General features: G+C 66.0%; 27 protein-coding genes and 1 pseudogene. 11 read left to right on the top strand and 17 right to left on the bottom strand.

Annotated elements, in window-relative coordinates; all coding sequences use genetic code 11:
* Positions 1 to 219 precede the first annotated feature (219 nt).
* Positions 220 to 1,287 carry a glycosyltransferase family 4 protein gene (locus U5775_RS19430; protein WP_322059718.1) on the top strand — a complete coding sequence of 356 codons (1,068 nt, stop codon included), beginning with the start codon at positions 220 to 222 and terminating at the stop codon, positions 1,285 to 1,287.
* A 99-nt stretch (positions 1,288 to 1,386) separates the two neighbouring features.
* Here U5775_RS19430 and U5775_RS19435 read toward each other — a convergent pair whose 3' ends face one another.
* The 3 genes from U5775_RS19435 to U5775_RS19445 form a co-directional block, all read right to left on the bottom strand.
* A complete protein-coding gene (locus tag U5775_RS19435; RefSeq protein WP_322059719.1) occupies positions 1,387 to 1,974 on the bottom strand; it encodes a YSC84-related protein in 588 nt (195 codons plus the stop codon).
* A 135-nt stretch (positions 1,975 to 2,109) separates the two neighbouring features.
* Entirely contained in the window at positions 2,110 to 2,556 is a 447-nt protein-coding gene (locus U5775_RS19440) for a hypothetical protein (RefSeq protein WP_322059720.1), read from the bottom strand.
* A 262-nt stretch (positions 2,557 to 2,818) separates the two neighbouring features.
* The gene (locus U5775_RS19445) at positions 2,819 to 3,151 is read right to left on the bottom strand and encodes a PsiF family protein (protein ID WP_322059721.1); all 333 of its coding nucleotides are present in this window, start codon (positions 3,149 to 3,151) and stop codon (positions 2,819 to 2,821) included.
* A 197-nt stretch (positions 3,152 to 3,348) separates the two neighbouring features.
* Here U5775_RS19445 and U5775_RS19450 point away from each other — a divergent pair, with 197 nt between their 5' ends.
* Complete coding sequence (locus U5775_RS19450) at positions 3,349 to 3,645, top strand: YciI-like protein (protein WP_322059722.1); 297 nt, start codon at positions 3,349 to 3,351, stop codon at positions 3,643 to 3,645.
* A gap of 105 nt (positions 3,646 to 3,750) precedes the next feature.
* Here the strand turns inward: U5775_RS19450 and U5775_RS19455 are convergent, their stop codons facing one another.
* Positions 3,751 to 4,401: a phosphoribosyltransferase gene (locus U5775_RS19455; RefSeq protein WP_322059723.1), complete on the bottom strand. Its 651-nt coding sequence runs from the start codon at positions 4,399 to 4,401 to the stop codon at positions 3,751 to 3,753.
* Between the two features lie 338 nt (positions 4,402 to 4,739).
* Between U5775_RS19455 and U5775_RS19460 the strand changes: the two genes are divergently transcribed.
* Positions 4,740 to 4,997, top strand: a complete 258-nt coding sequence (locus U5775_RS19460) for a hypothetical protein (protein WP_322059724.1) — start codon at positions 4,740 to 4,742, stop codon at positions 4,995 to 4,997.
* 17 nt (positions 4,998 to 5,014) lie between these two features.
* Here the strand turns inward: U5775_RS19460 and U5775_RS19465 are convergent, their stop codons facing one another.
* Complete coding sequence (locus tag U5775_RS19465; protein ID WP_322059725.1) at positions 5,015 to 5,872, bottom strand: LysR substrate-binding domain-containing protein; 858 nt, start codon at positions 5,870 to 5,872, stop codon at positions 5,015 to 5,017.
* 173 nt (positions 5,873 to 6,045) lie between these two features.
* Between U5775_RS19465 and U5775_RS19470 the strand changes: the two genes are divergently transcribed.
* On the top strand, positions 6,046 to 7,218 hold the full coding sequence (locus U5775_RS19470; RefSeq protein WP_322059726.1) for a 2-aminoethylphosphonate--pyruvate transaminase: 1,173 nt from the start codon (positions 6,046 to 6,048) through the stop codon (positions 7,216 to 7,218).
* A gap of 133 nt (positions 7,219 to 7,351) precedes the next feature.
* Positions 7,352 to 8,155: a phosphonoacetaldehyde hydrolase gene (phnX, locus tag U5775_RS19475; protein ID WP_322059727.1), complete on the top strand. Its 804-nt coding sequence runs from the start codon at positions 7,352 to 7,354 to the stop codon at positions 8,153 to 8,155.
* A gap of 41 nt (positions 8,156 to 8,196) precedes the next feature.
* Here phnX and U5775_RS19480 read toward each other — a convergent pair whose 3' ends face one another.
* On the bottom strand, positions 8,197 to 9,297 hold the full coding sequence (locus U5775_RS19480) for an asparaginase (protein ID WP_415913608.1): 1,101 nt from the start codon (positions 9,295 to 9,297) through the stop codon (positions 8,197 to 8,199).
* A 394-nt stretch (positions 9,298 to 9,691) separates the two neighbouring features.
* Here U5775_RS19480 and U5775_RS19485 point away from each other — a divergent pair, with 394 nt between their 5' ends.
* The gene (locus U5775_RS19485) at positions 9,692 to 10,009 is read left to right on the top strand and encodes a YnfA family protein (protein WP_322059728.1); all 318 of its coding nucleotides are present in this window, start codon (positions 9,692 to 9,694) and stop codon (positions 10,007 to 10,009) included.
* 21 nt (positions 10,010 to 10,030) lie between these two features.
* On the opposite strand, the gene U5775_RS19490 is transcribed toward U5775_RS19485, so the two are convergent.
* From U5775_RS19490 to U5775_RS19500, 3 genes are all read right to left on the bottom strand, one after another.
* A complete protein-coding gene (locus tag U5775_RS19490; protein WP_322059729.1) occupies positions 10,031 to 10,474 on the bottom strand; it encodes a thioesterase family protein in 444 nt (147 codons plus the stop codon).
* Between the two features lie 170 nt (positions 10,475 to 10,644).
* The gene (locus U5775_RS19495) at positions 10,645 to 10,953 is read right to left on the bottom strand and encodes a hypothetical protein (RefSeq protein ID WP_322059730.1); all 309 of its coding nucleotides are present in this window, start codon (positions 10,951 to 10,953) and stop codon (positions 10,645 to 10,647) included.
* A gap of 148 nt (positions 10,954 to 11,101) precedes the next feature.
* Positions 11,102 to 11,533, bottom strand: coding sequence for a hypothetical protein (locus U5775_RS19500; protein WP_322059731.1), 432 nt, complete (start codon positions 11,531 to 11,533; stop codon positions 11,102 to 11,104).
* Positions 11,534 to 11,675: 142 nt separating this feature from the next.
* Here U5775_RS19500 and U5775_RS19505 point away from each other — a divergent pair, with 142 nt between their 5' ends.
* Positions 11,676 to 12,311, top strand: coding sequence for an isochorismatase family cysteine hydrolase (locus tag U5775_RS19505; protein ID WP_322059732.1), 636 nt, complete (start codon positions 11,676 to 11,678; stop codon positions 12,309 to 12,311).
* 11 nt (positions 12,312 to 12,322) lie between these two features.
* Here U5775_RS19505 and U5775_RS19510 read toward each other — a convergent pair whose 3' ends face one another.
* Complete coding sequence (locus U5775_RS19510) at positions 12,323 to 14,026, bottom strand: site-specific integrase (RefSeq protein WP_322059733.1); 1,704 nt, start codon at positions 14,024 to 14,026, stop codon at positions 12,323 to 12,325.
* A 192-nt stretch (positions 14,027 to 14,218) separates the two neighbouring features.
* Here U5775_RS19510 and U5775_RS19515 point away from each other — a divergent pair, with 192 nt between their 5' ends.
* Positions 14,219 to 15,685 (top strand): UvrD-helicase domain-containing protein, encoded by a 1,467-nt coding sequence (locus U5775_RS19515; RefSeq protein WP_322059734.1) that lies wholly within the window; start codon positions 14,219 to 14,221, stop codon positions 15,683 to 15,685.
* A gap of 30 nt (positions 15,686 to 15,715) precedes the next feature.
* On the opposite strand, the pseudogene U5775_RS19520 reads toward U5775_RS19515, so the two are convergent.
* The 4 genes and pseudogenes from U5775_RS19520 to U5775_RS19535 form a co-directional block, all read right to left on the bottom strand.
* A pseudogene (locus U5775_RS19520) lies at positions 15,716 to 16,765 on the bottom strand (PDDEXK nuclease domain-containing protein).
* A gap of 239 nt (positions 16,766 to 17,004) precedes the next feature.
* Positions 17,005 to 17,481: a Fur family transcriptional regulator gene (locus U5775_RS19525; protein WP_322059735.1), complete on the bottom strand. Its 477-nt coding sequence runs from the start codon at positions 17,479 to 17,481 to the stop codon at positions 17,005 to 17,007.
* A gap of 243 nt (positions 17,482 to 17,724) precedes the next feature.
* Positions 17,725 to 17,859 carry a hypothetical protein gene (locus tag U5775_RS19530; protein WP_322059736.1) on the bottom strand — a complete coding sequence of 45 codons (135 nt, stop codon included), beginning with the start codon at positions 17,857 to 17,859 and terminating at the stop codon, positions 17,725 to 17,727.
* A 458-nt stretch (positions 17,860 to 18,317) separates the two neighbouring features.
* Complete coding sequence (locus U5775_RS19535; RefSeq protein WP_322059737.1) at positions 18,318 to 19,223, bottom strand: DUF2092 domain-containing protein; 906 nt, start codon at positions 19,221 to 19,223, stop codon at positions 18,318 to 18,320.
* Between the two features lie 363 nt (positions 19,224 to 19,586).
* Between U5775_RS19535 and U5775_RS19540 the strand changes: the two genes are divergently transcribed.
* Positions 19,587 to 20,789, top strand: coding sequence for a CoA transferase (locus tag U5775_RS19540; RefSeq protein ID WP_322059738.1), 1,203 nt, complete (start codon positions 19,587 to 19,589; stop codon positions 20,787 to 20,789).
* Positions 20,790 to 20,791: 2 nt separating this feature from the next.
* Positions 20,792 to 21,679 (top strand): citryl-CoA lyase, encoded by an 888-nt coding sequence (locus tag U5775_RS19545; RefSeq protein WP_322059739.1) that lies wholly within the window; start codon positions 20,792 to 20,794, stop codon positions 21,677 to 21,679.
* 31 nt (positions 21,680 to 21,710) lie between these two features.
* Here U5775_RS19545 and U5775_RS19550 read toward each other — a convergent pair whose 3' ends face one another.
* Positions 21,711 to 22,454, bottom strand: coding sequence for an IclR family transcriptional regulator (locus U5775_RS19550; protein ID WP_322059740.1), 744 nt, complete (start codon positions 22,452 to 22,454; stop codon positions 21,711 to 21,713).
* Between the two features lie 261 nt (positions 22,455 to 22,715).
* On the opposite strand from U5775_RS19550, the gene U5775_RS19555 reads away from it, so the two are divergent.
* Positions 22,716 to 24,152 carry a cytochrome c peroxidase gene (locus U5775_RS19555; RefSeq protein ID WP_322059741.1) on the top strand — a complete coding sequence of 479 codons (1,437 nt, stop codon included), beginning with the start codon at positions 22,716 to 22,718 and terminating at the stop codon, positions 24,150 to 24,152.
* 56 nt (positions 24,153 to 24,208) lie between these two features.
* Here the strand turns inward: U5775_RS19555 and U5775_RS19560 are convergent, their stop codons facing one another.
* The gene (locus tag U5775_RS19560) at positions 24,209 to 25,231 is read right to left on the bottom strand and encodes a substrate-binding domain-containing protein (protein WP_322059742.1); all 1,023 of its coding nucleotides are present in this window, start codon (positions 25,229 to 25,231) and stop codon (positions 24,209 to 24,211) included.
* 127 nt (positions 25,232 to 25,358) lie between these two features.
* Positions 25,359 to 26,462 (bottom strand): ABC transporter ATP-binding protein, encoded by a 1,104-nt coding sequence (locus U5775_RS19565; RefSeq protein WP_322059743.1) that lies wholly within the window; start codon positions 26,460 to 26,462, stop codon positions 25,359 to 25,361.
* Positions 26,463 to 26,491 lie beyond the last annotated feature (29 nt).

The raw sequence follows: 26,491 nt of genomic DNA on the forward strand, positions 1-26,491 counted from the left end.
TAAGTCCATATAGCAATTGAAAGACTCGCGGCGCGGGCGCCCTGCATGGCGAATAATAAAAACACGAGCCGCCTGCGGAGCCGCTCGATCGTGCCCTGCAGGGTTCTGTCCCTTCGATGGCCGCGGCGCGGCTGCGGCAGGCGGCTTCCTTTAGAATGGTTCGAACCGCCTGCCGGATATCCCGCGTGCCTCGCGCGCGGAACACGAAGGAGACTCCCGATGAGAATTGCGCAGATCGCCCCGCTGACCGAATCGGTGCCGCCCAAGCTCTACGGCGGGACCGAGCGCGCCGTGTCGTACATCACCGAGGCGCTGGTCGATCTCGGGCACGACGTGACGCTATTCGCCAGCGGCGACTCGCAAACGCGTGCGAAGCTCGAACCTGTGTGGCCGCGCGCGCTGCGACTCGACCCCGGCATTCGCGACCGGGTTGCGCCGCACATGCTGCTCATGGAAATGGTGCGCCGCCAGGCCGACCAGTTCGACGTGCTGCACTTCCATATGGACTACTACTCGTTTTCGGTGTTCAAGCGCCAGGAAACGCCGTTCGTGACCACGCTGCACGGCCGCCTCGACTTGCCGGAGCAGCAGCCGGTGTTCGACACGTTCAACACGGCTCCCGTCGTCTCGATCTCGAACTCGCAGCGCCAGCCGATGCCGCAGGCCAAATGGCTCAGGACCGTCTATCACGGGCTGCCCGAGACGCTCTACACGCCGCAGCCCGTCGAGCAGCGCTATCTCGCGTTTCTCGGCCGCATTTCGCCCGAGAAGCGCGTGGACACGGCGATCCGCATTGCGCAGCGCTGCGGCTTGCCGATCCGCATTGCCGCCAAAGTCGACGAGGCCGACCGCGAATACTTCGAACGCGAGATCAAGCCGCTGTTCGCACTCCCTAATGTCGAGTTCGTCGGCGAGATCAACGACAGCCAGAAGGCCGAGTTTCTCTCGGGCGCGCACGCGCTGCTGTTTCCGATTGACTGGCCCGAGCCGTTCGGGCTGGTGATGATCGAGGCGATGGCTTGCGGCACGCCCGTGATCGCGTTCAATCGCGGCGCGGTGCCGGAAGTGGTCGATGAGGGCGTTTCGGGATTTATCGTCGAGGACGAGATTGGCGCCGTGGCGGCCGTCAACCGGCTCGCCCGCGTGCCGCGTGCCGGTGTGCGGCGCCGCTTCGAGGAGCGATTCACGTCGCACCGCATGGCGCAGCAGTATGTCGAGGCGTATGAGGCGGTGATCCGCGCGAACAAGCGTTCGCGCTTCAAGGTGATCGATACATCCGCGAGCTGATGAGCGGATGAGGGTGCTGGTCGCGGCGCGGGTCTACGGGACTCGGGCCGGATGAAGGTGGACCCGGGCGAACGCGCGGCGCTCGCCCGAGCGAAGCGATTACAGCTTCAGGCGGCTGATCTTGTTGCCGCCGAGCGAAAGATCGCCGATCAGGCCGCTGTTGGTGAGCACGAAGACTTCGACGGGCTTGGTGGCCGTGGTGGTGTCGACCGAGCCGTTTGCGCCGACCTTCACGATCGCGACCGAGGCGTCGCCGCCCGCCGACCAGCCATCCGAGTTGCGGAATTTGTCGAGTGCGTCCTGCGTCATGAACAGATAGACGACGGCCTTCGACTGCATGCCGAGCGTGGCGCCCACCGATGCACCCGTCGTGCTGTAGTAGCCGACGGTGCTGCCGCCAACACGCAGTGCGCCGTCGCCGTGCTCGCCGCCGACCACGACGCCCGCCTGGACCACCGACGGGAACACCAGCACGCCGCGCGCCTTGCCAACGAGTTCGCGCGAGCCCGGCACGGTCTGGAAGAGGCGCGACATCGTGCCGTCGACGCTCGCGTCGATCGACTGGCGGCGCGCATCGTTCGACTGCGCAGTGGGCGGATTGTTGCCCGTGGTCGTACAGCCCGCGAGCGCCACGCCGGCGAGCGCAACGGCAACAGAAGTCTTGAGGATGAAGCGGCGTGCTTGCATGTTGTTCTCCGTTCTGGGTTTCGAAAAAGTATCCGAAAGCCGTACCCGTCGTGGCCAACGACGGAATCAGCTTTCGCCGTTATAGCACAGGCACTGGATTTGCTCGTTCGAGGCGGCGCAGCGGCAAAAGGGGCGTCAGCGTTCCGCAACGGGCTTCGTGGTGGGCGGGCGGCGCAGCGCGCGTTTCACCCCGCCCAGGACGATGCCGATCGCGAGCAGCGTGGCGGCCGGCACGACCCAGTAGCCGACGAACGCATGCCACAGATAGTTCACGAGCGTCGCGCGGCGCATGGCGTATTCGTCGAGCGCGGCTTGATGGGGGGCCGCGTTTTCCGCGAGCACGGCGTCGGGGCAACCCAGTGCGCGCGCCCGCTCGGGGGTTCCCTGGCAGCGCTGCGGGGCGCCGGCCGCGCGTTCGGTGTCGGTGAAGGTCCAGCTCGTGAGGGCGCGCTGAAGATCCGCGCGGTTATAGGCCATTTCGTCCTGCGCCTCGCGCACCGCGACGATCATCACCGGCACGAGCCAGAAGACGATCACCACCAGCCAGCGGCGAAACCAGCGGTTCTTGTATTTCCATGCCATCCGCGCCTCCGTACGATGCGACCAGCATCATCCAGGCTTCAACGTTCGTTCGGCGGCCCGATGGCGTTGGCGTGATGTCATGTCAAGGAAGGGGCGCCGCTGCAGCCATCATAGGAGAAAAATGGCGCTTGAGCGCAAGGCGGCAGGTGCGCCGGCACACGCGCGGCGCGCGAGTGGGCGAAGGCCGCCGCGCCATGAAAAAAAACGACGCGCCGCAGCATAAGCCGGGGCGCGTCGTGGCGGGGGCTACCGTCGCTGCGGATCAGTTCTTGGTCGAGAGGCACTGCTTCATGAATGCCTTGCGATCGTCGCCCTTCTTGTCGCCGGCCTGCGCGTTGCACGCCTTCATCCGTTCCTGCTGCGTCATCGTGCCGGTGGTTGCGCCGCCGGCCGAGAGGCACTGCTTCATGAATGCCTTGCGATCGTCGCCTTTCTTGCTGCCGGCCTGCGCGTTGCACGTCGTCATCTTCGACTGCTGGCTATTCGCGCTTTTCACGCCGGAAGCCGGTGCTGCGGGCGCAGCGGTCTGGGCGAATGCGGGCGCGGCCAGTGCGCCGCCCAGCACGATTGCAGCAATGACGGATTGAATCTTCATCGTTCACTCCCATGCGATATCGATGTTGTCGGTAGTCGTGCGAGCAGGCGCGGTTCATCTTTGCCCATCGCCGCAACCATTATGGCAAAGCCAACCTGAAAACGAGCCGTGGGTGGGATCGGTTGACGCGCACTGGGGCACAATGCGTGGTATGGACGGCTTTTGCTGCATGTTCGGTTCAAGACAGGAGACAGACGATGCATTACCTCTTGATGTACGACCTCGTTGACGATTATCTCGAGCGGCGCGCCGAGCACCGCGACGCGCATCTGGCGCTCGCCTGGGCGGCGGCGGGGCGCGGCGAGCTGCTGCTCGCGGGCGCGATCGCCGAGCCCGTGGACGGGGCGCTGCTGCTGTTCCAGAGCGATAGCCCCGCGGCCGCCGAAGCATTCGCGCGCGCCGATCCCTATGTGAAGGCTGGGCTCGTCAAGGCGTGGCGCGTGCGGCCCTGGCAGACCGTGGTCGGGGAGCAGGCGGCCAATCCGGTGCGTTGAACGCCGACGCCCTTGCGCAGTTGGGTCAGCATCGAGCCCGTTCGATGGCTGCGCACGCAATTTCATGGGGACGGCCCACGACAGCCGCTGGTCTCGCCGCTGGCCTCAATCGTTCGCTGCCGCGCGGTCGAGCAAATCGCGCACGGTGTCGTCGTCGACCTGATCGAAATCGAAATAGAACTGGCCCACGCTCATGAACGACGGGGGCGTTTGCACGCAGACGAAATCGTCGATGGCGCCCGCGAGCCGGGCGCGCGCGCCGGCCGGCGCGACCGGCAGCGCCGCGATGATGCGCGCGGGGCCGAGCGAGGCGAGCGCCCGCGCGGCGGCCTTGAGCGAAGCGCCCGTGGCCATGCCGTCGTCGATCACGAGCGCCACGCGTCCGGCCACGGGCACCGGCGGGCGCGTGCCGCGGTAGCGCGCCTCGCGCCGGCCCAGTTCGATGCGGGCGAGCGAGAGCGCGCTCTGCAATTGCGCTTCGCTCACGCCGGCCTCGCGGATCAGCGTTTCGTCGACATATTGCGCGCCGTTCGAGGAGAGCGCGCCCATCGCGAGCTCGGGCTGCCACGGCGTGCCGAGCTTGCACACGGGAAGCACGTCGAGCGGCGCGCGCAGCGCCTCGGCGACTTCGAATGCAACGGGCACGCCGCCGCGCGGCAGCGCGAGCACGACGATATCGCGACGCCCCGCATAGGGCGCGAGTTGCGCGGCGAGCATCTGGCCCGCCTCGCGGCGATCGGTGAAGGGACGTTCCATGAGCGACTCCTGTCGAGGTGGAACGGTTCGGTCAGTGTGCCACGCACTGCACCCGCGTGCCCGGAATTAACGGACAAAATGGCGGACAAAAAATGGGCTGCGAATGACTGGCATTCAGGCGTCACGCAGGTGCCACCCGAGCGTGGGCGCGGGCGTGTTTGCGGAGCGGGTTGGGAACCGGACTCAAAATCGGGTCCGAAAATCGGATTTAGCGTAAAGCGTGCCCGGCGCAATCGTCTTCGGCCGCGGACTCATTTGCATACGCCGATTTCTCGTTTGGCGCGGCATGCCCGCATGGTTACGATGACCCCGAGCCTTTCACCAACGAGGTCCGCACCATGTCCGAATCCCCCTGTTTCCCGACCCGCACTGCAGCGGCAGCCCCGGCCAATTTTGCGCCGCGAGTCGTCGAGCCCGCCGAGGCCGATGCGCCCGACGGACTCGGGCTCGCGCTGGAGTTGACGCTGGTGCAGCCGGTGGACGGCATCGCTGGGCGGGCGCTGCGCATTCATTTGCGGCGCGGCGCGCGCATGGAGCAGGCCGAGACGCTGCGCGATCTGCTGCACCAGGTAGGGGCGGATATCGTCGTGTCGTGAGGGCGCAGGAGGCGCGTTCAGTCGAGCGGCGTGGCAAAGAGCGCGTCGAGCAGATTCGACGACGAAGGCTCGGCGAGCCGCACGAGCGTCTCCACCATGTGCACCTGGCAATCCACGAGCGGGATCGCGCGAATCCGCCGCGACTCGCCGAACTCCGCGCCCGCGATGACGCCCGCGCCCACGCCCTGGGCGATCGCGGTCTGCAGCGCCTCGCGGCCATCCACGTAGAGCACGGGCTCGACCTGCAGCCCTTTGCGAACCAGCTCCGCTTCAAGTAACTGCTGCGTGACTGAATGCGCCTCGCGGAAGATCATCGGCTCGCGCACCAGTTCCTCGTAGGTCATGCGGCGCTTTTTCGCCGAGGCGCTCTCGACGGGCACCACCGCGACCAGCGCGTCCTCGCGCAGCACGCGCGTCTGCAGGCGGCTATGCACCTGGTGCGCGGCCGTGATTGCGGCGTCCACTTCGCTCGACAGCACGCGCCGCATGCACTCGGTGGCGTTCGCAATGGCGAGCTTCACGACCACGCCCGGATAACGGCGCCGGAACGCGCCGATCAGCTTGACGGCGAGGTCCGGCGCGTCGGCGACCAGCGCCAGTTCGCCCGATTCCAGCGCACCGGCGGCCTCGAGCAGGCGCCTGGCGTCGCGCTCGCAGCCCACCATCTGGCGCGTCACCGCGTAGAGCCGCCGCCCGAGCTCGGTGAGCTCGACGCCGCGCGGCGCGCGCTCGAACAGCTTCACGCCGAAGTCCGCTTCGAGCCGCCGAACGTGGTCGGAGACGGCCGGCTGGGTGAGCGAGAGCGCCTGCGCGGCGCGCGAGAAGCCGCCGTGCTCGGCGACGGTGTGAAAGGCTCGCAACTGGGCGTATTGCATGATCGTGAGTCCCGTCCCGGGAAGCCGCCCAGGCGCGCTCGACCGGTTCGATCGCGTGCCGCGCCATGGGCATAAGTTTTAGCGATACCAACATCGATTATATCGATTTTACCGATGTGCTGCAGTGCAGTAATGTGTGAGCTTTCCTGCTGAACACCGACTGGAGCAGCCGCATGACCACCCCCGCAGACCCGTACCTGCTGACCCCCGGCCCGCTGACCACGGCCGCAACGACTAAAGCCGCGATGCTGCGCGACTGGGGCTCGTGGGACGCCGATTTCCGCGCGATGACGGTGCGCCTGCGCCACGCGCTGCTGGAAATCGCCGGCTGCGACGCCAACGACGCGAATGGCGAGTACGACTGCGTGCCACTGCAGGGCAGCGGCAGCTACTGCGTCGAGGCGATGCTGGGCAGCTTCGTGCCGCGCGACGGCCACGCGCTCGTGCTCGCCAATGGCGCCTACGGCAAGCGCATCGCCACCACGCTGCGCTATCTGGGCCGCCGCCACACGGTGCACGACACGGGCGACTATCTGCCGCCGCGCGCCGCCGACGTCGAGCGCCTGCTCGCCGCTCACGCCGACATCACGCACGTGGTCGTGGTGCACTGCGAAACCAGCTCCGGCATCCTCAATCCGATCGAGGAGATTGCCGCGGTCACGGCGCGCCACGGCCGGCGCCTGCTGGTCGATTCGATGAGCGCCTTCGGCGCCGTGCCGCTCAACATGCATACGCTGCCGTGCGAGGCGTTCGTCTCGTCGGCGAACAAGTGTATCGAAGGCGTGCCGGGCTTCGGCTTCGTCATTGCGAAAAAGGCCGCGCTCGCGGCCGCGAAGGGCAACAGCCATTCGCTCGCGCTGGACCTGCACGATCAGTGGGACGTCATGAACCGCACCGGCCAGTGGCGCTTCACGCCACCGACGCACGCGGTGGCCGCGTTTCTCGAAGCGCTGCGCCTGTATGAAGCCGAAGGCGGCCAGCCCGGACGTCTCGCACGCTACACGCGCAATCGCGACGTGATGGTGGAAGGCATGCGCTCGCTCGGCTTCGAGCCGCTGCTGACCGAAGCGTGGCGCTCGCCGATCATCGTCACGTTCTTTTCGCCGGCGCATCCGTCGTTCAGCTTCACGCGCTTTTACGAGCTGATGAAAGAGCAGGGCTTCATCATCTATCCGGGCAAGCTCACCAGCGTCGAGAGCTTCCGCATCGGCTGCATCGGCGCGCTCGACGAGGCCGTCATGCGCCGCGTGGTTCAGGCCTGCGGTGCGGCCTTGCGCACGCTCGGCGTGCCCGACGGCGCACCGGAGCACGCCGCGCTCGACGCCCGCGAGGCGCTCGCGGCCTGAGGACGATGTTCGCGCTGCGCGTTCGCGGACGCGCAGCCGCCCCCGCCAATCCCGATTCACGAATTTTTTTGCAACGCATTATTCAACGCTTTTTGCAGTGCGTTTTCCCGCACGTTTTCCAGGACTTACGGAAATGAAATACGTCAAGGCAGTGATCTTCGATTGGGCCGGCACGGTGGTCGACTATGGCTCGCGCGCGCCCATGGGCGCGTTCGTCGAGACTTTCGAGGAGTTCGGCGTGCCGATCACGATCGAAGAAGCGCGCGGCCCGATGGGCATGGCCAAGCGCCCGCATATCGCGGCCCTGATGGCGCTGCCGCGTGTCGCCAGGGCATGGGAAGCGCGCCACGGCCACGTGCCCGGCGACGCCGATATCGACGCGGTCTACGACGTCTTCGTGCCGAAGAACGTGGCCGTGGCCGCGCAGTACAGCAACGTGATTCCGGGCGTGGCGGGCGTGACCGCGCAACTGCGCGCCGACGGCGTGCGCATTGGCTCGACCACGGGCTATACGCGCGAGATCATCGACCAGATCGTGCCGGGCGCGGCCGCGCAGGGTTTCTCCGCGGACAGCATCGTCTGCACCGGCGATACGCCCGAAGGCCGTCCTTCGCCGTACATGATCTACCGGACGCTGCCGCAGCTCGGCGTGTGGCGCGCGCGTGAAGCGATCAAGGTGGACGACACCGAAGTGGGTATCGAAGAGGGCATCAACGGCGGCACCTGGACCGTGGGCGTGGCCGTGAGCGGCAACGCGTTCGGCCTCACCGAAGACGAAGTCCGCGCGCTCTCGCCCGAAGATTTCGCGCAGCGCCGCGAAGCCGCCGCGCAACGTCTGCGCGCCGCGGGCGCGCACTACGTGATCGACAGCGTGGCCGATCTGATGCCCGTGGTCACGGAGATCGAAACGCGACTCGCGCGCGGCGAGCGTCCCTGAGCGTCACTGAGCGGCGTCGAAACCCGCCGGGAGCGCGCCGCTCACCACGTCGCGGCAAACGCCTTCTGCACCTGGGCGGGCGAGGTGATGCCGTTGGCGATCAGCAATTGCGTGAGCACGCGCGCCTTTTGCGGATTGAGATCGAGCGAGACGACGAAGCCGCTCGTGTCGTCGTTGACCTCGACGTTGCGGTTCACGAATCCCGATCCCACGCGCGAGGCGCGCACCACCACGATGCCTTGCTTCGCGGCGCGCTGAAGCGCCTCGAGCGCCGACTTCGACGTGTTGCCGTCGCCGACACCCGCGAGCACGATGCCCTTGACCTTGTTGGCGATGGCATTGTCGATCTGCACGCCGTCCATGTTGGCGTGCGAGTAGACGATCTCGACGCGCGGCAGTTGCTCGCCCGAGGGCAGCGCGTACTTGTGGCTGTCCGGCTGGACCGCCGGCGCGAGAAAACGCACGCTCGCGGGATCGACATAGCCGATCGGCCCGCTATTGGGCGACGTGAACGTCTGCACGCTCGTCGTATTGGTCTTCGTGGTCGCGCGCGCCGACTGGATCGTGTCGTTGAGCACCACCATCACGCCGCGCCCGCGCGCGGCAGGGCTGGCCGCCACTTCGACGGCCTCGTAGAGATTGCTCGGGCCGTCTGCGCTCGTGGCCGTCGATGGCCGCATGGAGCCCACCAGCACGACGGGCTTGTCGGTGTGCAGCACGTTGTCGAGGAAGAACGCCGTTTCCTCGAGCGTGTCCGTGCCGTGCGTGATGACGACGGCGTCGGCTTCATTGCGGTCGAAAATCTCCTGGATGCGCCGCGCGAGCGCGAACCAGACCTTGTCGTTCATGTCCTGCGAACCGATCGACGCCACCTGCTCGGTGCTCAGATTCGCGAGCTTCTCGATGCCGGGCACCGCTTGCACGAGCTGCTGCGCGCCCACGGCGCCCGCGTTGTAGGCGTTGGCCGCGCGCGTATCGGCCTGGCCCGCGATGGTGCCGCCGGTGGCGAGCACGGCCACGCGCGGCAGCGCAGCCGACGTGGTGGCGGGCGCGGCGGCTTGATCGGCGGCCAGCGCGACGCCAGCGGGCAGGGCGAGCATGAATGTGGCGGCAAGGCAGCGGGCGTAGACGGCGGTTCTCATGATTGTTTTCCTTGGCGGTTAATAATCGTTTTTAAAACGGGAGTTTCAAAAAACGATTATTCGACAATTTTGAATAAATTCAATCCCTCCTTGTAAATATATTGATTTGTATCGCGTGGAAGATGCTTGCGGCATAGGCGCAGGATGCCTGATCGTATTCGACCGCATACTGCGCCGACACCATTGTTGACGGTATCCCGGCAAATAAATCGCTCAATTCAAAAAATCTGAATGTGAAATTGAAACGCGCGCGTGATTTGTTCAATAGTTTGAAATCCGGAAAATCTCTCTTTCGGTCTGGATAATTATTCGCCGATATTCGGCTGTTTTACGGCTATACGCTGCCTGCGCTACCATGTGCCCCCTCGACGTCACCGCCGCATGTTTGCCATCCATGAAGACGTTTCTGCTTTTCGTCGCCACTGCGCTTGCCGAAATCCTGGGCTGCTATCTGCCGTATCGTTGGCTGCGCGAGGGCGCGAGCGCCTGGTGGCTCGTGCCCGCCGCCATCTCGCTCGCGCTTTTCGCGTGGCTGCTCACGCTGCATCCGAGCGCGGCTGGGCGCACTTACGCGGCCTATGGCGGCGTTTATGTCTGCGTGGCGATGCTGTGGCTGTGGGGCGTGGAAGCGATCCGGCCGAGCCCCTGGGACTGGGCCGGCATGGCGCTCGCATTGGCCGGGATGGCGCTGATCGCGTTTCAGCCGCGTTGAAGACCGAAGACGCGCGAAGCTTCAGGCGACCGAGTTGACGTCAGGGAATTTCGCGCGGAATGCCTCCGGCATCGGCACCACTTTTTTCGCCTCGTAGTCGAAGAAAACGAACCCCGACTTCGCCATCGCGATGAGCGCGCCGTCCGAGGGCCGCGTGATGCGGAAGATGATGTCGCCGCCGTAGCGGTTGAAATCCATGATGCCCACCTCGAAACACAGCTGGTCGCGCGCGTAGGCTTCGGCGCGATAGGTGGTCGCGAGGTCCGTGACGATGATGCTGGTGTGGGCGTCCTTCATCTCCTCGATGCCGGCATCGAACAAAAAGCGCGCCCGCGCCTCGGAAATCATCGAGATCATCGAGTCGTTCGCGAGATGATTCGCCGAATTGATGTCGGTGACGCGCACCGTGAGGTGCGTCGAGTAGTAATACTGGTCTTCGGGAAAATGGAGCTCGATGCGGGCCATGGCGCAATGCGTTGAGTTGGAATGGGAGGCGCGGCGCCGGGCAGCGGGGAATCCGCAACATCAGCGCCGCAACTTCAGCGGCGCAACGTCAGCGCCGGCGGGCGCAAACCGCGATTTTATCGGTTCGCGGCGCCGCATCGTCAAGCTCGTAGCAGGAGGGCGGCCAGGCCCTAGACACGGGGCAGATCGTCCATCGACTTTTCGACGCTGCCGTCGGGGACTTCCATATCGATGCCGTCGGCCCCGTTGGGGTGAGGCACCGCCTTGATCTTGGGCCCGAGGAATTTCCGGCCGCCCAGCGTGAAAACGGAATACACCACGGCGCCCGAGCGGATGTCGTTTGCAACGTCCGCCACCTCGGCGATCTTCGGCGGCGAAAGCCAGTCATGGGTATGAGGGTCAATTGGCGCCCAGCGCACGTGCGTCACACGGTCCGTTGAAGCGCTGATGCGCACTCCGTCGACAGCATAGGTAGCCATAGTCACCTCCTTCGAGCCGAGATTCTTATGCTAGTCCGTTCGACGGTGGCTGGAAAGCGGCGGGAGCGTTACCAGGGCCGGCGGCCGAGGCCCCGGCGCGGACGATGCGCCAGGTCGCGCGACTCGCTGGCGTGGCCGCGGTGGCGCATCAGTGGTACGTCGTCGTCGACGATTGCAGCTTCGTCAGCGTGCCATTCCTGAAGCGGAACCAGCCTTCCGAACTCTGCATCACGACTTCGTCGGGTTGCCAGTACACGCGCTTGACGGTCATGCGCACGTTCGCGCGTTTCACGAGCGGCGGGCGGCTGCGAAAGTCGTACAGCACGGGACCGTAAGCGGTCTGCACGAGCATGCGCGTGATCGTGCCGCCGCCGTGGCCCATTTCATCGAAATGCTCGAGCGTCTTCGCGCCGAAGCGATCGAAAATCTCCTTGTCGAGCAGTGCTACGTAATCGCGGTCGTCGCGCACGAATTGCAGGGTGCCCGTGGCTGTCGCGAGCGAGTCGGACGCGCTGCTTTGCGCATGCGCGCAAGTCACGAGCGAAGCGGCTGCGAGCGCAGCGAGCAAGAATCGTTTCATAGTGCATTCCAGGTTGAGCGGCAACGCCGGCGACGTCCGGCAAACGTTGCCCGACGCATTCTCGCCAATTTTTGCCGATACGTCGAATATTCGAACGGACTCGCGTTCGCGTACCATCCGGAAAAACGCATCAGGAGCGGCAATGGCATCGAGTGTGGGTTCCAGCAGGAGCGACGCAGACGGCGACCCATCCGGGCAACGCGCGAGTTCGCAGATTCCGGCCATTGTGCCGGCGCAAACGGCGCTTTTGGTCATGCATTACCAGACCGATATTCTCGGGCTCTTTCCATCGGTCGCGCCGGATTTGCTCGCCCATACGCGCAAGCTATGCGATGCGGCGCGGGCCAAAGGCGTCGGTATTTATTTCGTCAATCTCCGCTTCAGTCCCGGCTATCCGGAAGTCAGCCCATCGAACAAGAATGGGCAGGGAATCAAGCGGCTGGATCTTTTCGTCGATGACCGGACCGCGCCGGAGCTGGGTCAGCAAGCCGATGAACCGCTCATCGCCGCGCATCGCGCCAGCGTGTTCTTCGGCACCGGCCTGGAAGCACGGCTTCGGGCACAAGGGATCGATTCGCTGATCATGGTGGGCATTGCGTCGACGGGCGTCGTGCTGTCGTCGGTTGCGTACGCAAGCGATGCGGACTTCCGCCTCTATACGGTCAAGGACTGCTGTTACGACCCGGATCAGGTCGTGCATGAACATCTGTTCGCCACCGCATTCGATTCGCGGACGACGGTGCTATCGATCGAGGATGCGTTGCGCTTGCTCGCCTAGACACAGGGTGCTCACTTCCTCGTGAACGCCTCCGCCAACTGCCGCGCGCGCTTGACCTCGTCGCTGTGCAGATAGATCGAGGTCGTCGAGACCGAGGCGTGGCGCAGGTTGTCCCGCACGGTGGTGAGCTCCGCGCCGCGGCCTAGTGCGTGGGTCGCATGCGTGTGACGCATCCAGTGCGGGCTCGCGCGGCGCAGCTTTTCGGCGAGGGGCGCGTGGTCGTTTTCGATCGCATCGGCGGCCAGCGCAAAGAAGCGACGCATCACCATCCACAGGCGCACGCTGCTGATCGTCGCGTCGCTATCGCTTTCCAAACTGCCGATGACGGGCGTGGCCGGGTTCCAGCGCAGGGGCAGGACCGGCAGGTCGCGTTCGGCGAGGTAATGCGCCAGGGCGTCCCACGCGAGCGGCGGCAGCGCGACGCGCGCCAGTTTCTTTCCCTTGCCGGTCACGCGCAGCCAGTGATCGCCGCGCGGATCGGTTTCGACCGCTCCAAGCGTGGCGCCGATGAGCTCACTTGCGCGCAGGCCGGTCGCATAGCCGAAATCCAGCAGGAAGCGCAGACGCTGCGCGGCGGCGGCCGTCCAGCCGTATGACCACTCGAGCCCGTCCGCGATCGTGCGCACGAGCGCCCATTCGCCTTCGCTGAACGCGTGCGAGGCATCGAGCGCCGATGTGGGGGTACCGCCGCGCACCTTCACGCCAGCGAACGGATTCGCGAGCACGTAGCGCTGCTCGATGAGCCAGCGGAACAATGCGCCCAGAATCGACAGCGCATGCGCGACCGAGCGCGCAGAGAGGCTGCCGTTGAACGGACGCCAGTCCGGCGACGTGCGCACCCGCACCGGGCCGACCCAGCGTCCGTGTGGCGCAGGGTGGCGCAGGAAGGCGCGGTAGGCGATGGCATCTTCGGTCGTGAGCGACGAAAGTGCACGGCCACGTTCGACGATGGCCCACAGGATCAATCGTTCGGCTTCCTTACGATAGGTGCGCTGCGTGGCCGGCGACTCCTGCAGCGCGAGCCAGGTCTGCACGGCCTCGTAGTCGTTCGACGCGTCGAGCGTGCAGGTGGCCGGCGGCGCGCGAAAAGTGCCGGCCGAGCCGTCGACTTCGTGCGGCAGCTTGAGGGTTTCCCACGGGACGATGTCGCCGCGCTGCCCCGCGACCACGAGCGCGCGCGCCTTCTCCGTGAGCGCGGGCCACGCGGCGAAGAACGCTTCGATCGCCCGCGCGCTCGCTATGCCGAGTCCCGGCACGGCCTTCCACCACTGGCGGCGGCGCGGGATGCGCACCGTGAGATCGGCGAGCGTCGTGATGCCGTGCGCATGGAGCGCGCGCATGGCGCGCGGCGCGAACCATTGCGCGATGTCGTCGGCGATCTGGGGCTCGGGCGAACGCACGGTGCGCAGGGTCTCGATGGCCTGCGCGACGGCTTTCGCGTGGCGTTCGCGTTCATCGGCGGGATGGTCGAGCAGGACGGCGAGATCGTCGCGATGCGCGGCGCGTGCGATGCCCAGCAGCCTGCGCCGGATCGCGCCGAGCACACCGCGCGCGGACTTGCCCTCGCCAAGCCGTGCAGGCAGGTAGCGGACGACCGCCTGGCGCACGGGCAGACCCGCGTACCACGCGCGCAGCATGGCGAGTTCGTCGGCATCGGGGAAGCCGGCGGGTTCGGCGCTCGGCGGAGCGTGGTTCGTGGTAGGGCGCGTTTTCATGTCTCGTAGTTTAATCGATAAATCGATTCCTTATGATAAGAATAGTTATCTTAATGGTAGCATTCGATCGATCATCTTCGGTGAAAACCTGGCCCTGCTGGATAGCCTCAAGTCCGCTCGATCGGCTCTGGATCATGCGAAAATCAGCGACTCATATCGCCAGGAGCGGCCACACATGAGGTCGGGTATCGCGTGAAGAGGAATTTTCTCCCGACAGGGGAGCAGCAGGCCGTGATCGAGGCGGCGCTTCGCGTCGGGGACCTGAAGGTCAAGGCATTTGCCGGCGCGGGCAAGACATCCACGCTCCAGCTCGTGGCCGAGCATTTGAGCGAGCGGCGCGGCCTGTACCTCGCGTTCAACCGGGACATCGCGTCGAGCGCGGCCCGGCGCTTTCCGCCTCACGTCGGCGCGCGGACGATGCATTCGCTGGCGTGGGCTTCCGTCAGCCCATCGCTCAGAAGCCGGGTGAATCTTCAGGGCGAGCCGCCGCACGAACTGGCCGCGCGCTACGGACTTGGTCCGCTGGAAGTGCGCACGGTGACGGGCAGGGCCGTCGAGATCGCGCCGTTCGAGATCGGGCGGATGATTGCCGATGGGCTGGACCGGTTCTGCCGGTCCGCCGACATCGAGCCGGCCACGCAGCATATCGTCGTCGATGAAAAGATCGATGAGGCGGTGGCCGCGCAACTGCGCATTTTTCTGCTGCCTTACGTCGTGCGTCTGTGGAAGGAGGGCGTGGCAGCACGCGCCATGGGCGCCATTTCGCCAGACGTGCTTCTGAAGCTCTGGGCGCTCACGGAGCCGCGCATCGAAGCCGATTTCATCCTGTTCGACGAGGCGCAGGATAGCGACGGTGTGATGCTGTCGGTTCTCGGTCGGCAGCGCCACGCGCAGATCATCTACGTGGGCGATCCTTACCAGCAGATCTACGAGTGGCGGGGCGCGGTCAATGCGATGGCGCAGATCGACGCGCCCGAATGCGCGCTCACGGAGTCGTTCCGTTTCGGCGCCACGTTCGCGGCGCTCGCCAGCCGCCTGCTCGCGCTGCTTGGTGAGGACACGCCCATCCGGGGACAGGACGCCATCGGCTCGATCATGGTGGAGGACGCCGCGCTGGTGCCGCCGGTCGACGCGATCCTGTGCCGGAAGAACGTCACGGCGATCTGGCAGTTCGCCGCGGGGCTCGAGGCGGGACATCGGCCGGCGATCCGGATGAGTCCGGCCGAAATCCTTGCCTACGCCGACGGCGCGGACCGGCTGCTCGCCGGCCAGCGCGCATTCCGTCCCGCGGCGTTTTCGCTGTTCGAGACCTGGAGCGACGCCCAGACGTTTGCGCGCAGTGCGTTTGGCCAGGACCTGCAGCCGGTCGTGCGCATCGTCGATGAGCTGGGGACGGGCTATCTGCGTGCGCTGGCGCAGCACGCGACGATGGAAGGCGCCCCCGACTACGTGATCTCGACCGTGCACCGTGCCAAAGGGCTCGAATGGAAGCGGGTCAGGGTGGCCAACGATTTCCGCCTGCGGGGCGCCGATGGCAGCCCGATGCCGGACGAAGACGAGCTTCGTCTGCTTTACGTGGCGGTCACGCGCGCGCAGCACGTGCTCGATATCTCGGGGCTGCGCGACGAGCTGCTGCGGATTTTCAGTCTCCGGCGCTAGCGCCTGCGGGTGAAGATAGCCCGGCGATGGTTATGGAGTGCCGTCCGGCAGGTCGGGGCGCAGCTCGGCCTCGATCTGATCGATGGTCGGCAGGCCGGTCTCCAGCGAGGGGGGCACCTCGCGCATCAGTTGGTACTCGGCCACGCCCATGGGCTTGGCCACGCCGCGCAGCGCATACTCCGCGACGAGCCGGTTCTTTTCCTTGCACAGCAGCAGGCCGATGGTCGACTGGTCCTCGGGCGCCTTGATCTGCGCATCGATTGCGGACAGATAGAAGTTCAACTGGCCCGCGTATTCGGGCTTGAACGGTGTCGTTTTCAGCTCGACGACGACATAGCAGCGCAGCTTGAGATGGTAGAAAAGCAGATCGACGAAAAACTCGTCGCCGCCCACCTCAAGCCGGTACTGGCGGCCCACGAACGCGAATCCCGCGCCCAGTTCGAGCAGAAAACGCGTGATGTGCTGGGTAAGCGCGCGCTCGATGTCGCGCTCCTGGGCGTGCTCGGTCAAGCCGAGGAAGTCGAAGATGTACGGATCTTTTAGCGCGTCGCGCGCGAGATCGGATTGCGGTGGCGGCAGGCGCTCCGCAAAGTTGGTGACCGCATTGCCGGCGCGCGCGTGCGCGGCGGTTTCGATCTGCATGATTAGTACGCTGCGCGACCAGCCGTGTTCGAGGGATTTTTGGGCGTACCACAGCCGCCGCGCGTCGTCGTCGAGCTTGTCCAGCAGTGTCACGACGTGTGACCACGGTAATTGTGCAACGGGCTGTTGCACAAATTCCGGCCGCGGAAAGGCTTGTGCCAGCGCGCGCATGTACTTGAGGTTGCGCGGCGAGAATCCGCGCATGTCGGGAAACGCTGCCTTGAGATCGCGCGCGAGACGGTCGACAACGCCAGCTCCCCAGCCTTGTTGCTGTTGCCGGTCGAGAATGTCGCGGCCGATCTGCCAGTACAGGGTGACCAGCTCGCGATTCGCGCTGGCCACAGCGCGCTGACGCGCGCGCTCGACACGCTGCTTGAGCTCGGCGAATCAGTGGCGATAATCGTCAGCCCATGCGGGAGCGCTCAGATCTTTGGTCATGCGTTCAGCCGTTGGGCGCAGATGGTCGCGCCTGGAAGAAAATTATCTTGGGCGAGCCGGGAATCGACAAGCGGAACCCGGCCAGAGAGTCGTTCGATTATAGCATCGCACCCCGGCATAAAGTTTGATAATTTATGTTATGTAAAATTATAAATTAGAGTGGCAACCAGGCTGGGTATCCATTCAACCAACCGTCCGCCGCGGCAAATTCCAGCCGCACCGCGCTCGTCGCCCACTATCTACTCCATCTGCCTGCCCACCCCATGCAACGTCCCGGCGCGCCGCACGGCCGAGTCGAGCGAAGCCTCGCATTGCGCGCAGCGGCCGAAGATCACGAGGCTCGCGCTCGTATAACGAAACTCACGCGCGGCGGCAATAGCCTCGTGCTGCGATTCGAGCACGTTATCGTCGATATCGACGATCGTGCCGCAATCGCTGCAGACCAGATGCGAATGGTGCTTGCCTCGATTGAGTTCGTACACGACGCGCTGCTCGCCAATCCACGCGCTGGTGATGAGCCCGGCGTCCAGCAATTGCGCGAGCGAGCGATAGACGCTCGCCAGGCTGCATTGCTCGGTCTCGGGCGGAATCCGCCGAAAGACCTGGTCGGCCGTCATGTGCTCGCCTGGCAGCGCGTGAAACAGTTGCAGCACGGCGAGGCGGCTCGAGGTCGGGCGCATACGGGCGCGTTTCAGGTCGGCGTAGATCGCTTTCATTCCATCGGCACAATGATTCAGATTTAGCCGACAGTCTCGTCGCCGGTAGCTTAAGACTTGCTTAAGCCCCTTCGTCCGCCAAGCGATTAAACCGATGCCGCTTTCCCGCGTCGTCGAATCTTCAGGCGAAACGAGGCATGGCCTCGCCAGCCCGCCGCGCTCGCGGATGTGCCGACGTCCTGGTCATCGGCAATGACCAGGACCCGATCGCGCGTAACCGTCTCGCCCCCTGGCCGCACGTGATTACGGCGCGGGCACGACGACGTACTGCACTTGCGTGCCGATGTACTGAGGCTGATACCAGGTCGCGCCGCATTGCTCGTATGCCGTGCCGCCGATCACCACGGCGCTGCACGATGGCGGCAGGGTCGCAACCATCGACCCGACCACCGCCGCCGTCACCCCGACGGTGACCGCTGCCGCGACCGGATCAACATACCACCCGCCGCCCCAGTACGGCGGATGCGGTGGTGGCGGCCCCGGCGGATGCGGACCGGGACCGGGAGGCGGCCCGGGCGGATGCGGCCCAGGGCCTGGCGGCGGTCCCGGAGGCGGTCCAGGCGGATGTGGCCCGGGTCCGGGCGGCGGCCCCGGTGGATGCGGACCCGGTCCAGGCGCAGGCCCGGGCCCCGGGTGTGGTCCCGGCTGACCGCCATGAAACTGCTCCCCGCCACCATTGAATCCCGGCCGCGAGAGCTGCCCGCCGCCGAAATTGCCGCCCATCGGATGAATGCTGGTGCGCGCCATGCCGCGGAATGCGAGCGCCGCGGGCGAAGCCAGCACCATCGAGGCGGCGAGGCTCGCGGCAATCGCTCGCCGCGCGCGGTTCGGCTTCATCATTGCGCCTCCTCGTAAGGCGGGCGATCCGCGGGCTTGAGTTCGATCTGCCGCGCGCCGGGCCGCGGACGGAACACGAACGTCGATGCCGCGAAAACCGGGTTCAGTCTCCAGTGATACGTCACTTCGTGACGCGGCCGCGTCGGCTGGGTCGTATCGGTGATGATCATCTTGCACGGCAGCGGCCGGCGCCCGGTTTCGATCCACAGCTCCCAGTCCGCGCCCGCCTGCCGGAGCGCGTAGTGCGTGCAGGTGCGCGTGTCGACCTTCTCCACGCCGAGCACCTGCGCCGAGGTGATCGCCATATCGTCCTGCTTGCCGTTGCCCCAATAGAACAGGTCGACGAGCGGTGTTTCGATATGCCAGTTGGCGGCCAGATCGTGCACGAGACCGTCGAGCGTCGGCGGCGCATCGTGGCGCGCATAGTAGCCCTTCTTCTCGTTGAAGATCGTGAAGCGATGGCCGTCGTAGACGATCCCGCGCACGTTGCCGTTGCCGGAGATATCGGCGCGCAGGCGATCGGGCCGCTTCACCTTGAGCACGGCGTGGCGCTGGAGCGCGGCGTTCTGGCCGTTGTCGAGCACGACGTCGGTAGACGTGTCGGCATCCACTTCGAAGGTCCGCAGCGAGCGCAGATACTGGCCCATTGCATCGAGCGCATCCGTTGCGCGCGCATCGATATCGGGTGTGCCGCCCTCACCGCCTGGTCCGCCCTCGCCCGCTCCCATGCCCAGGTCGTTGAGCGGCGATGGCACGTTCGATTGAGCGGGCACGTGTTCGCCCGACGTTTCCTGATGGGCGCAGCCGCCGAGCATGAAAGCGCCCGCAAGCGCCGCGCAAGCCGAAGTGGCGAGTGTCGACGACCAGGCCCGCGCAATGACTCCAGGGAAGACTGTTTTGTTCACATCGTCTCCTGACTGAAAGGTCCGTCTGTCCTGACCGCCGATCCTCGGCCTGCCTTACGAATGAATGTGCAAGCCGGCAACGGTCAGCGAAGCATGAATCTTGATGTCGCGCATGCTTCGTGTGGTTCAGCTTACCAGCGGCCCGCTCGTCGCGACACGAGCGCGCCGCCATGTGCGTCATGCTCTCCTGTGCAACGTTCTGGAGCAGAAGGCGTGCGCGACGCGCTCGGTGAAACCCCTGGGTCGGTGCACGAGATCGCCCGGGCTATCATGCGTTCGCGCTTTATAGAACATCGTTCTGATGGATAGAACGACCGTCGCCGAGTGGCAGTTTGAGTTTGACGTTTAGAGGCAGGAACCACCGTGACTACGTTGCCTTTGGCCGGTGTGCGCGTTCTCGACTTGTCGAACGTGCTCGCGGGCCCGTTCTGTGCGTATCAACTGGCGCTCCTCGGCGCCGACGTCACCAAGGTCGAGCATCCGCAAGGCGGGGATCTCGCGCGCCGTCTCGGTGCCGACAAGGATGCCGCCGTGCGCAACATGGGCGCCTCGTTCGTGGCGGTGAACGCGGGCAAGCGCTCGATCACGCTGAACCTGAAGGACCCGCGCGGCAAGGCGATCTTCCTCGACCTCGTGAAAGACGCCGACGTGCTGGTCGAGAATTTCCGCCCCGGCGTAATGGATCGCCTGGGCCTGGGATATGATCAGTTATCCAGACTAAATCCGCGGCTCGTCTATTGCGCGATTTCCGGCTTTGGCGATAGCGGCGAGCTCGCGCCCCGCCCGGCCTACGATCAGATCATCCAGGGCATGGCGGGCGTGATGAGCGTGACCGGCGATCCGGAAAGCGCGCCGCTGCGCGTGGGCTATCCGGTCTCGGACACGGTGGGCGGCTTGACGGCGGCATTCGGCATCTGCGCCGCGCTCGTCGATGCGCGCACGACCGGGCATGGCCGGCGCCTCGACGTCTCGATGCTCGAAGCCACGCTCGCGACGATGGGCTGGGTCGTCTCGAACTACCTGAACGCAGGCGTCGAGCCCACGCCCATGGGCAACGAGAACTTCACGGCCGCGCCCTCGGGCACGTTCAGAACCGGCGACGGCCTGCTGAATATTGCCGCGAACGAGACGCGCCAGTTCGAGGGCCTGTGCGAGGCGATCGGGCGCCCCGACCTGCCGCGCGACGAGCGTTTTTCCGCGCGCCATCTGCGCAAGCAGCATCGCGCCGAACTCAAGGCCGAGATCGAATCGGCGCTTGCCGGCGACAGCGCCGCGCACTGGGAGACGCGTCTGCTCGAGCGCGGCGTACCGGTGGGTCGTGTGCTTTCGGTGCCGGAAATTCTTGCGCATCCCCATCTGGCCGAGCGGCGCTTCGTGCGCGAATTCCCTCCCGCGCAGGGCGAGGCGGCGCAGCGCGTGACGCGCGCGGGCCTGCGCCTCTCGGACGGCGATGCCGCGCCAGCGACGCCCGCGCCCACGCTCGGCGCCCATACGCGCGAAACGCTGGCGCGGCTCGGCTACGACGCGGCGCAGATCGATGCGCTGCACGCGCAAGGAGTCATCTGAACATGTCCACGACCAACGATTCATCGGGCAAGCCCGCAGCGCCCGCTCAACCCGCCGCGCAATCCGCTGACTTTGCCGCGCTATGCGCCGACTACTGGCGCACCTCGATCATCGACATTCATCCAGGGTCGATCGCCGTGCGCGGCTACCCGATCCAGGAGCTCATCGGCCGCGTGAGCTTTCCGCAGATGATCTGGCTGATGCTGCGCGGCGAGTTGCCCAGCGACGGCGAAGCGTCGCTGTTCGAAGCGGCGCTCGTCGCTTCCGTCGATCATGGGCCGCAGGCGCCGTCGATTGCGATTTCGCGCATGGCGACGAGTTGCGGGCTGCCGCTGAACGGCGCGATGGCATCGGCGCTCAATGCGCTTGACGACGTGCACGGTGGCGCGGGCCAGCAGGCGGTCGAGCTCTATGAGGCGATTGCGGCACGCATCGACGCGGGCAGTGGGCTTGAGCAAGCCGTCGAAGCGAGCGTGGAGGCGTTCATCGCGGCGCACGGAAAATATCTGCCGGGCTTCGGGCATCGCTTCCACCCCATCGATCCGCGCGCGGGGCGGCTGCTCGCACTCGTCGATGCGCGCGTCGCAGCGGGCATCATCGGCGGACGCTATGCGCAGATCGCGCGCGCCATTGAAGCACTGCTGAAAAAGCGCAAGGACAAGCCCGTGCCGATGAACATCGACGGCGTGACCGCCGTGATCTACGCGGAGCTGGGCTTCGCGCCCGAGCTCGCGCGTGGCGTGTTCTGCCTGTCGCGCGCGGTGGGCATTCTCGCGCATGCGTGGGAGCAACGCGGGCGCGGCGAGCGCAACAAAGGGCCGATGCCGCGGCAGATTCCTTATGCGTATACGGGGCCTGGCGAGCGCCATCTCGAACCCGGCGGCACCTGAAAACAGCAACGCATAGAGAACTCAAGCGTCCTCATTCGCAGCGCGCGCGTTGTGCGGCACGTAGCGCGCGCGAGTCGCCGCCCAGCGCGTCGGTGGCGCGCGCCGCGCAATCGAACAGCGCATCGAGATTCGCCTCGATGAACGCGCGGTCGATGCGCGAGCTCGGCCCCGCGAGCGTGAGCACGCCGCGCAAGGCGCCATGCACGCCGAACACGGGCATCGACACCCCCGCGGTTTCCCGGTCGCGCTCGCCAATCGACACGCAGTAGAAGTCCCGCCGCGTTTTCTCGAACGCCTCGCCGGGCTCGCCGCCGAACGCGAGCAGCGCGCGTCCGCCCGAGCCCGTTTCCAGCGGCAGTACGTCGCCCTCGCGCACGTGATGGCGCACGACGTGCTTCGAATCGACGCGATGCAGGCACACGCGCATCGCGTTCTCGCGCACGTAGAACGACACGCTCTCCCCGCTCGCCTCCATCAGCTCGCGCATGAGCGGCAACACGATGTCGCCCAGATTGAGGCTGCGTTGATAGAGCGCGCCGAGCGCGAAGGTCGCGGGCCCGAGCTGATAGCGGCCATCGGCCAGACGCAGCAGCAGCCGATGCTGAATGAGCGTGCCCGCGAGGCGCAGCAGCGTGCTCTTGTAGAGGCCCGTGCGGGCCGCGAGTTCGGCGAGCGTGAGCGCGCCGTCCTCGGGACGGAACGCGAACAGGATGGCGCACGCGCGATCGATGACGGCGACGCCCTCTTCCTTTTTGACGGGATGATCCGCGGGCATGACGATGAGTGCGCAGAGGGGAACGCAGCCGATTTTACGCGATACCGGACACATGTCCGGCGCAATGAGCCCGCCCGGGCGATAAGGTCGCGCAGCTTGATATGCCGCAATGGCTGGCCGGCCCGGTATCGGTAGCATCAGCACGCTGATCCGGCCGCCGCCCTCGCCTCGCATCTGCCGTATTCCTGCATCCATGCTCCTGGCGTACGCGGGCCGGATATCCGTTCAGGATTCCCAGGTTCCCTACAATCTACGCCCATAATGAAAAAGATCTTCGTCGGCGCCGTCGCGCTTCTCGCGGCCGGCTATCTCGGCCTTAGCGGCATCGCCTGGTATCACGACACCCTCCACGCCGAAAGCTCAGCCGCGCAGCCCGTTGCATCGGCCGAAACAGCACAGATTCGCGACATCCTCAATCGCAACGCGTGCTATTACTGTCACTCGGCCACGGCCGCCTTGCCGCCTTACGCCTCTCTACCCGGCATCCGGCAGCTCTCGCAGTACGACATCGACAAGGGCCAGCGATATTTCCGTCTCGACGCGCTGTTCAACGCGTTGCGTGACGGCTCGCCGCCGGGTCAGGCCGATCTCGCCAAGCTCGAGCGCGTGGTGACAAACGACGCGATGCCGCCCATGCGCTTTCGCCTCGTGCACTGGAGCACCGGCCTGAGTCAGCACGACCAGCAGACGCTGCTCACGTGGATCGCGCACCAACGCAAGCGCTGGTACGTCACGCCCGGCGTGGCGGCGGCCTTCGAGAACGAACCGGTGCAGCCGTTGCCGCAGGCGTTGCCCACCGATCCGCGCAAGGTCGCGCTCGGCATGCAGCTATTCCACGACCCGCGCCTGTCCGTCGACAACTCCCTTTCGTGCGCGAGCTGCCATTCGCTTTCGACGGGTGGCGTCGATAACCGCAAGCGCTCGCTCGGCGTGCGCGGCCAGCTGGGCGGCGTGAACGCGCCCACGGTGTTCAATGCGGCGCTCAACCATATGCAGTTCTGGGACGGACGCGCGGCCACGCTCCAGGGGCAGGCGGGCGGGCCGCCGCTCAATCCGGTCGAAATGGCGTCGGCATCGTGGCAACAGATCGTCGGCGAGCTCAACGCCGACCCGTCGTTCGCCAATGCGTTCGTGAAGGTCTATCCCGATGGCCTGAGCGGTCCGAACATCACCGACGCCATTGCCGAATTCGAAAAGACGCTGCTCACGCCGAGCCGCTTCGATGCCTGGCTGCGCGGCAACACCGAGGCATTGAGCCGCGAAGAGGTCCATGGCTATCAGTTGTTCAAGTCCACGGGCTGCGCGAGCTGTCACGTGGGCGCCAATCTGGGCGGGCAGTCGTTCGAGCGCATGGGCCGCGCCGGAGACTACTTTGCCGCGCGCGGCGAGGCGCTGACCGAAGCCGACAACGGTCGCGCCAACGTCACGCATGATCCGCGCGATCGCCAGTGGTTCAAGGTGCCGGGGCTGCGCAACGTGGCGCTCACGGCGCCGTATTTCCACGACGGCAGCGTGACGGACCTGCGCGAGGCGGTGCGCAAGATGGCGCAGTATCAGCTCGGCACCACGCTTTCGGAAGCGGACGTCGATGCGCTCACCGCCTTCCTCAAGTCGCTCACGGGCACCTACGTGCCACCGTCCGCGCCCATGTCCGCATCCGCGCCGGCGCCCTCGCCTGCGTTTGCTGCACAGCCGTAACCGGAGGCAAACGGTGCACGCGGCGAGCGTGCCGCCGTCTTTCACGCCGTATCGCTTCAGGCAACGCGCACCGGTTTGGCCCGCGTCACCGATGCACGCATCGTCACGCTCACGTCGAAGTTGCGCTCGATGTCCCAGTGCGTGCCATAGCACTGGTTGATGAGCCAGCGCACGGCGTTGCGCGTGAGCTCGGCGGTCGGAATATGGACCGAGGTGAGCGCCGGCGCCATATAGGCCGCCGAATAATCGTCGTCGTAGCCGATCACGGAGACGTCGTGCGGCACTGAGATTCCACCCTGCTGTAGACGCGCGAGCGCCGACATCGCCATCGTGTCGTTCGCGCAAAAGAGTCCCGTGAAGCGCCGCTTCGTATCGAGCAATTCGCCCGCCGCCGCATAGCCGCCCTCGGGCGAGAAGTCCGACATGATGAGCGACACCGCTTCGCGCGCGATGCCATGGCGCGCGAGCTCGGTGAAAAAGCCTTCGAGACGCGCCAGATTGTCCGAGGAGCTGGCCGGGCCGCCGATCGCCGCAATCTCGCGGTGGCCGTGCTCGACGAGCGTGCGCGCGGCCAGCTCGCCGCCATGAAAGTGGTCGGCACAGAACGACGCCTCGGGCAACTGGTCGAACACGCGGTTCAGGAAGGCCATGCGCGGATGCAGCGCATGGAGCATGTCGAGGTCGTCGTCGTGGAGGTCGTGGCTGATGACCACCACGCCGTCGCAATCGCGGCCAATCAGAAAGCGCACCGCCTCGACCGCCTGCTCGCGCGGCGAGGCGTCGCCGCAACCCGTCGCCACCACCACGTGACGCCCCACCGCGCGCAACTCGGTATCGGTCTCCTTGAGGATGGTGCCGTAATACGAGCCGAAAAAAGTCGGCACGAAAATGCCGATGATGCCGAGCGACTGCGTCGCCATGGCCCGGCCGATCGACGAAGGCCGGAAGTTCAGTTGCGCGATGGCGGCCTGCACGCGCGCGGCCGCCTCGGCCGATACCGGCCCCTTGCCGGAGATCGCCCGCGAGGCCGTGGACAGACCCACGCCAGCCAGCGTTGCCACGTCTTTCAGGGTTGCCATTTTTTGTTCGCCCCCTCTGTTTTTCTCGTTGCGTTTTTCCGCGTGCCGCTTTTCGGCGTGCCGCCTTTTCGCGTGCTCTAATCTGGCCGCTCGTTTTCGTCTGATGAATCCGCGCCCGGCTCCACGTTCAGAGCCGCAGGCCGCTCGCTTCGTCGAACAGCGATACGTGCTCGACGTCGATCTCGAACGGCATGATCGCCCCGCTCGCGAGCGGGGTCTTGTCCTGGTCGATCGAAGCGATCTGCGAACCATGATAATCGAGCCAGAGCACCCGGTGGTTGCCCATCGGCTCGATCAGCGTGATCTGGCCTTGCAGCGCCTCGTCTCGTGAGCACGCATGCGCCGTGCCAGCCGTGCGCACATCCTCGGGACGCACGCCGAGCACGCACGGCTTCGCGAGATCCGGCGCGCCCTTGAACGCATGGCGCGAGACGTCCACCGCAAGCCGCGGGCCGCGGAACCACAGCTTGCCCTCGTTGGCTTCGAGCACGCCGCGCAGCAGGTTCATCGGCGGCGCGCCGAGAAACGTCGCCACGAACAGGTTCTCGGGCCGCGCATAGACTTGCGCGGGCGTGCCGAACTGCTGGATCACGCCGCCCTTCATCACCGCCATACGCGTGGCGAGCGTCATGGCCTCGACCTGATCGTGGGTCACATAGATCATCGTCGCGCCCAGTTGCTGATGCAGTTGCTTGAGCTCGCGGCGCAATTCCGTGCGCAGCTTGGCGTCAAGGTTCGAGAGCGGCTCGTCGAACAGGAACACATCGGCCTCGCGCACCAGCGCACGGCCGATCGCCACGCGCTGGCGCTGGCCGCCCGACAACTGCGAGGGTTTGCGCGAGAGCAGCGGACCGAGCTGGAGCATCTCGGCGGCGCGCTGCACGCGGCGCGCGATCTCGGCCCGGGGTGTGCCATTGATACGCAGTGCGAACGAGAGATTGCGCTCGACATTCATCGTCGGATAGAGCGCGTACGACTGGAACACGAGCGCCACGCCGCGATCCTTCGGGTCGGCCCACGTCATGTCCTCGCCGGCGATCTCGATGCTGCCGTCGGCCACGTCGATGAGGCCCGCGATGCTGTGCAGCAAGGTGGACTTGCCGCAGCCCGAAGGACCGAGCAGCACCACGAATTCGCCGGCGCGCACGTCGAGATCGAGATCCTCGATCACGGTGTTCGCGCCCAGCTCGATGCGCAGATTGCGCAGCGCTACGTTCGCCGGATTCGCCATCGTTTGTTTGCTCCTGTCGCGGTCTTCAG

The sequence above is a fragment of the Paraburkholderia sp. J63 genome (assembly GCF_905220245.1).
In the GTDB taxonomy this organism is placed as follows: Bacteria; Pseudomonadota; Gammaproteobacteria; order Burkholderiales; family Burkholderiaceae; genus Paraburkholderia.

Coding starts and splice junctions, on each gene's coding strand:
- U5775_RS19480 (WP_415913608.1), bottom strand. CDS start 9,297: ATGAGAACCGCCGTCTACGCCCGCTGCCTTGCCGCCACATTCATGCTC.
- U5775_RS19435 (WP_322059719.1), bottom strand. CDS start 1,974: ATGCAAGCACGCCGCTTCATCCTCAAGACTTCTGTTGCCGTTGCGCTC.
- U5775_RS19505 (WP_322059732.1), top strand. CDS start 11,676: ATGGCATCGAGTGTGGGTTCCAGCAGGAGCGACGCAGACGGCGACCCA.
- U5775_RS19555 (WP_322059741.1), top strand. CDS start 22,716: ATGAAAAAGATCTTCGTCGGCGCCGTCGCGCTTCTCGCGGCCGGCTAT.
- U5775_RS19430 (WP_322059718.1), top strand. CDS start 220: ATGAGAATTGCGCAGATCGCCCCGCTGACCGAATCGGTGCCGCCCAAG.
- U5775_RS19470 (WP_322059726.1), top strand. CDS start 6,046: ATGACCACCCCCGCAGACCCGTACCTGCTGACCCCCGGCCCGCTGACC.
- U5775_RS19560 (WP_322059742.1), bottom strand. CDS start 25,231: ATGGCAACCCTGAAAGACGTGGCAACGCTGGCTGGCGTGGGTCTGTCC.
- U5775_RS19510 (WP_322059733.1), bottom strand. CDS start 14,026: ATGAAAACGCGCCCTACCACGAACCACGCTCCGCCGAGCGCCGAACCC.
- U5775_RS19525 (WP_322059735.1), bottom strand. CDS start 17,481: ATGAAAGCGATCTACGCCGACCTGAAACGCGCCCGTATGCGCCCGACC.
- U5775_RS19445 (WP_322059721.1), bottom strand. CDS start 3,151: ATGAAGATTCAATCCGTCATTGCTGCAATCGTGCTGGGCGGCGCACTG.
- U5775_RS19500 (WP_322059731.1), bottom strand. CDS start 11,533: ATGAAACGATTCTTGCTCGCTGCGCTCGCAGCCGCTTCGCTCGTGACT.
- U5775_RS19455 (WP_322059723.1), bottom strand. CDS start 4,401: ATGGAACGTCCCTTCACCGATCGCCGCGAGGCGGGCCAGATGCTCGCC.
- U5775_RS19460 (WP_322059724.1), top strand. CDS start 4,740: ATGTCCGAATCCCCCTGTTTCCCGACCCGCACTGCAGCGGCAGCCCCG.
- U5775_RS19550 (WP_322059740.1), bottom strand. CDS start 22,454: ATGCCCGCGGATCATCCCGTCAAAAAGGAAGAGGGCGTCGCCGTCATC.
- U5775_RS19530 (WP_322059736.1), bottom strand. CDS start 17,859: ATGGTTGCGACCCTGCCGCCATCGTGCAGCGCCGTGGTGATCGGCGGC.
- U5775_RS19495 (WP_322059730.1), bottom strand. CDS start 10,953: ATGGCTACCTATGCTGTCGACGGAGTGCGCATCAGCGCTTCAACGGAC.
- U5775_RS19450 (WP_322059722.1), top strand. CDS start 3,349: ATGCATTACCTCTTGATGTACGACCTCGTTGACGATTATCTCGAGCGG.
- U5775_RS19485 (WP_322059728.1), top strand. CDS start 9,692: ATGAAGACGTTTCTGCTTTTCGTCGCCACTGCGCTTGCCGAAATCCTG.
- U5775_RS19490 (WP_322059729.1), bottom strand. CDS start 10,474: ATGGCCCGCATCGAGCTCCATTTTCCCGAAGACCAGTATTACTACTCG.
- U5775_RS19465 (WP_322059725.1), bottom strand. CDS start 5,872: ATGCAATACGCCCAGTTGCGAGCCTTTCACACCGTCGCCGAGCACGGC.
- U5775_RS19545 (WP_322059739.1), top strand. CDS start 20,792: ATGTCCACGACCAACGATTCATCGGGCAAGCCCGCAGCGCCCGCTCAA.
- U5775_RS19565 (WP_322059743.1), bottom strand. CDS start 26,462: ATGGCGAATCCGGCGAACGTAGCGCTGCGCAATCTGCGCATCGAGCTG.
- phnX (WP_322059727.1), top strand. CDS start 7,352: ATGAAATACGTCAAGGCAGTGATCTTCGATTGGGCCGGCACGGTGGTC.
- U5775_RS19440 (WP_322059720.1), bottom strand. CDS start 2,556: ATGGCATGGAAATACAAGAACCGCTGGTTTCGCCGCTGGCTGGTGGTG.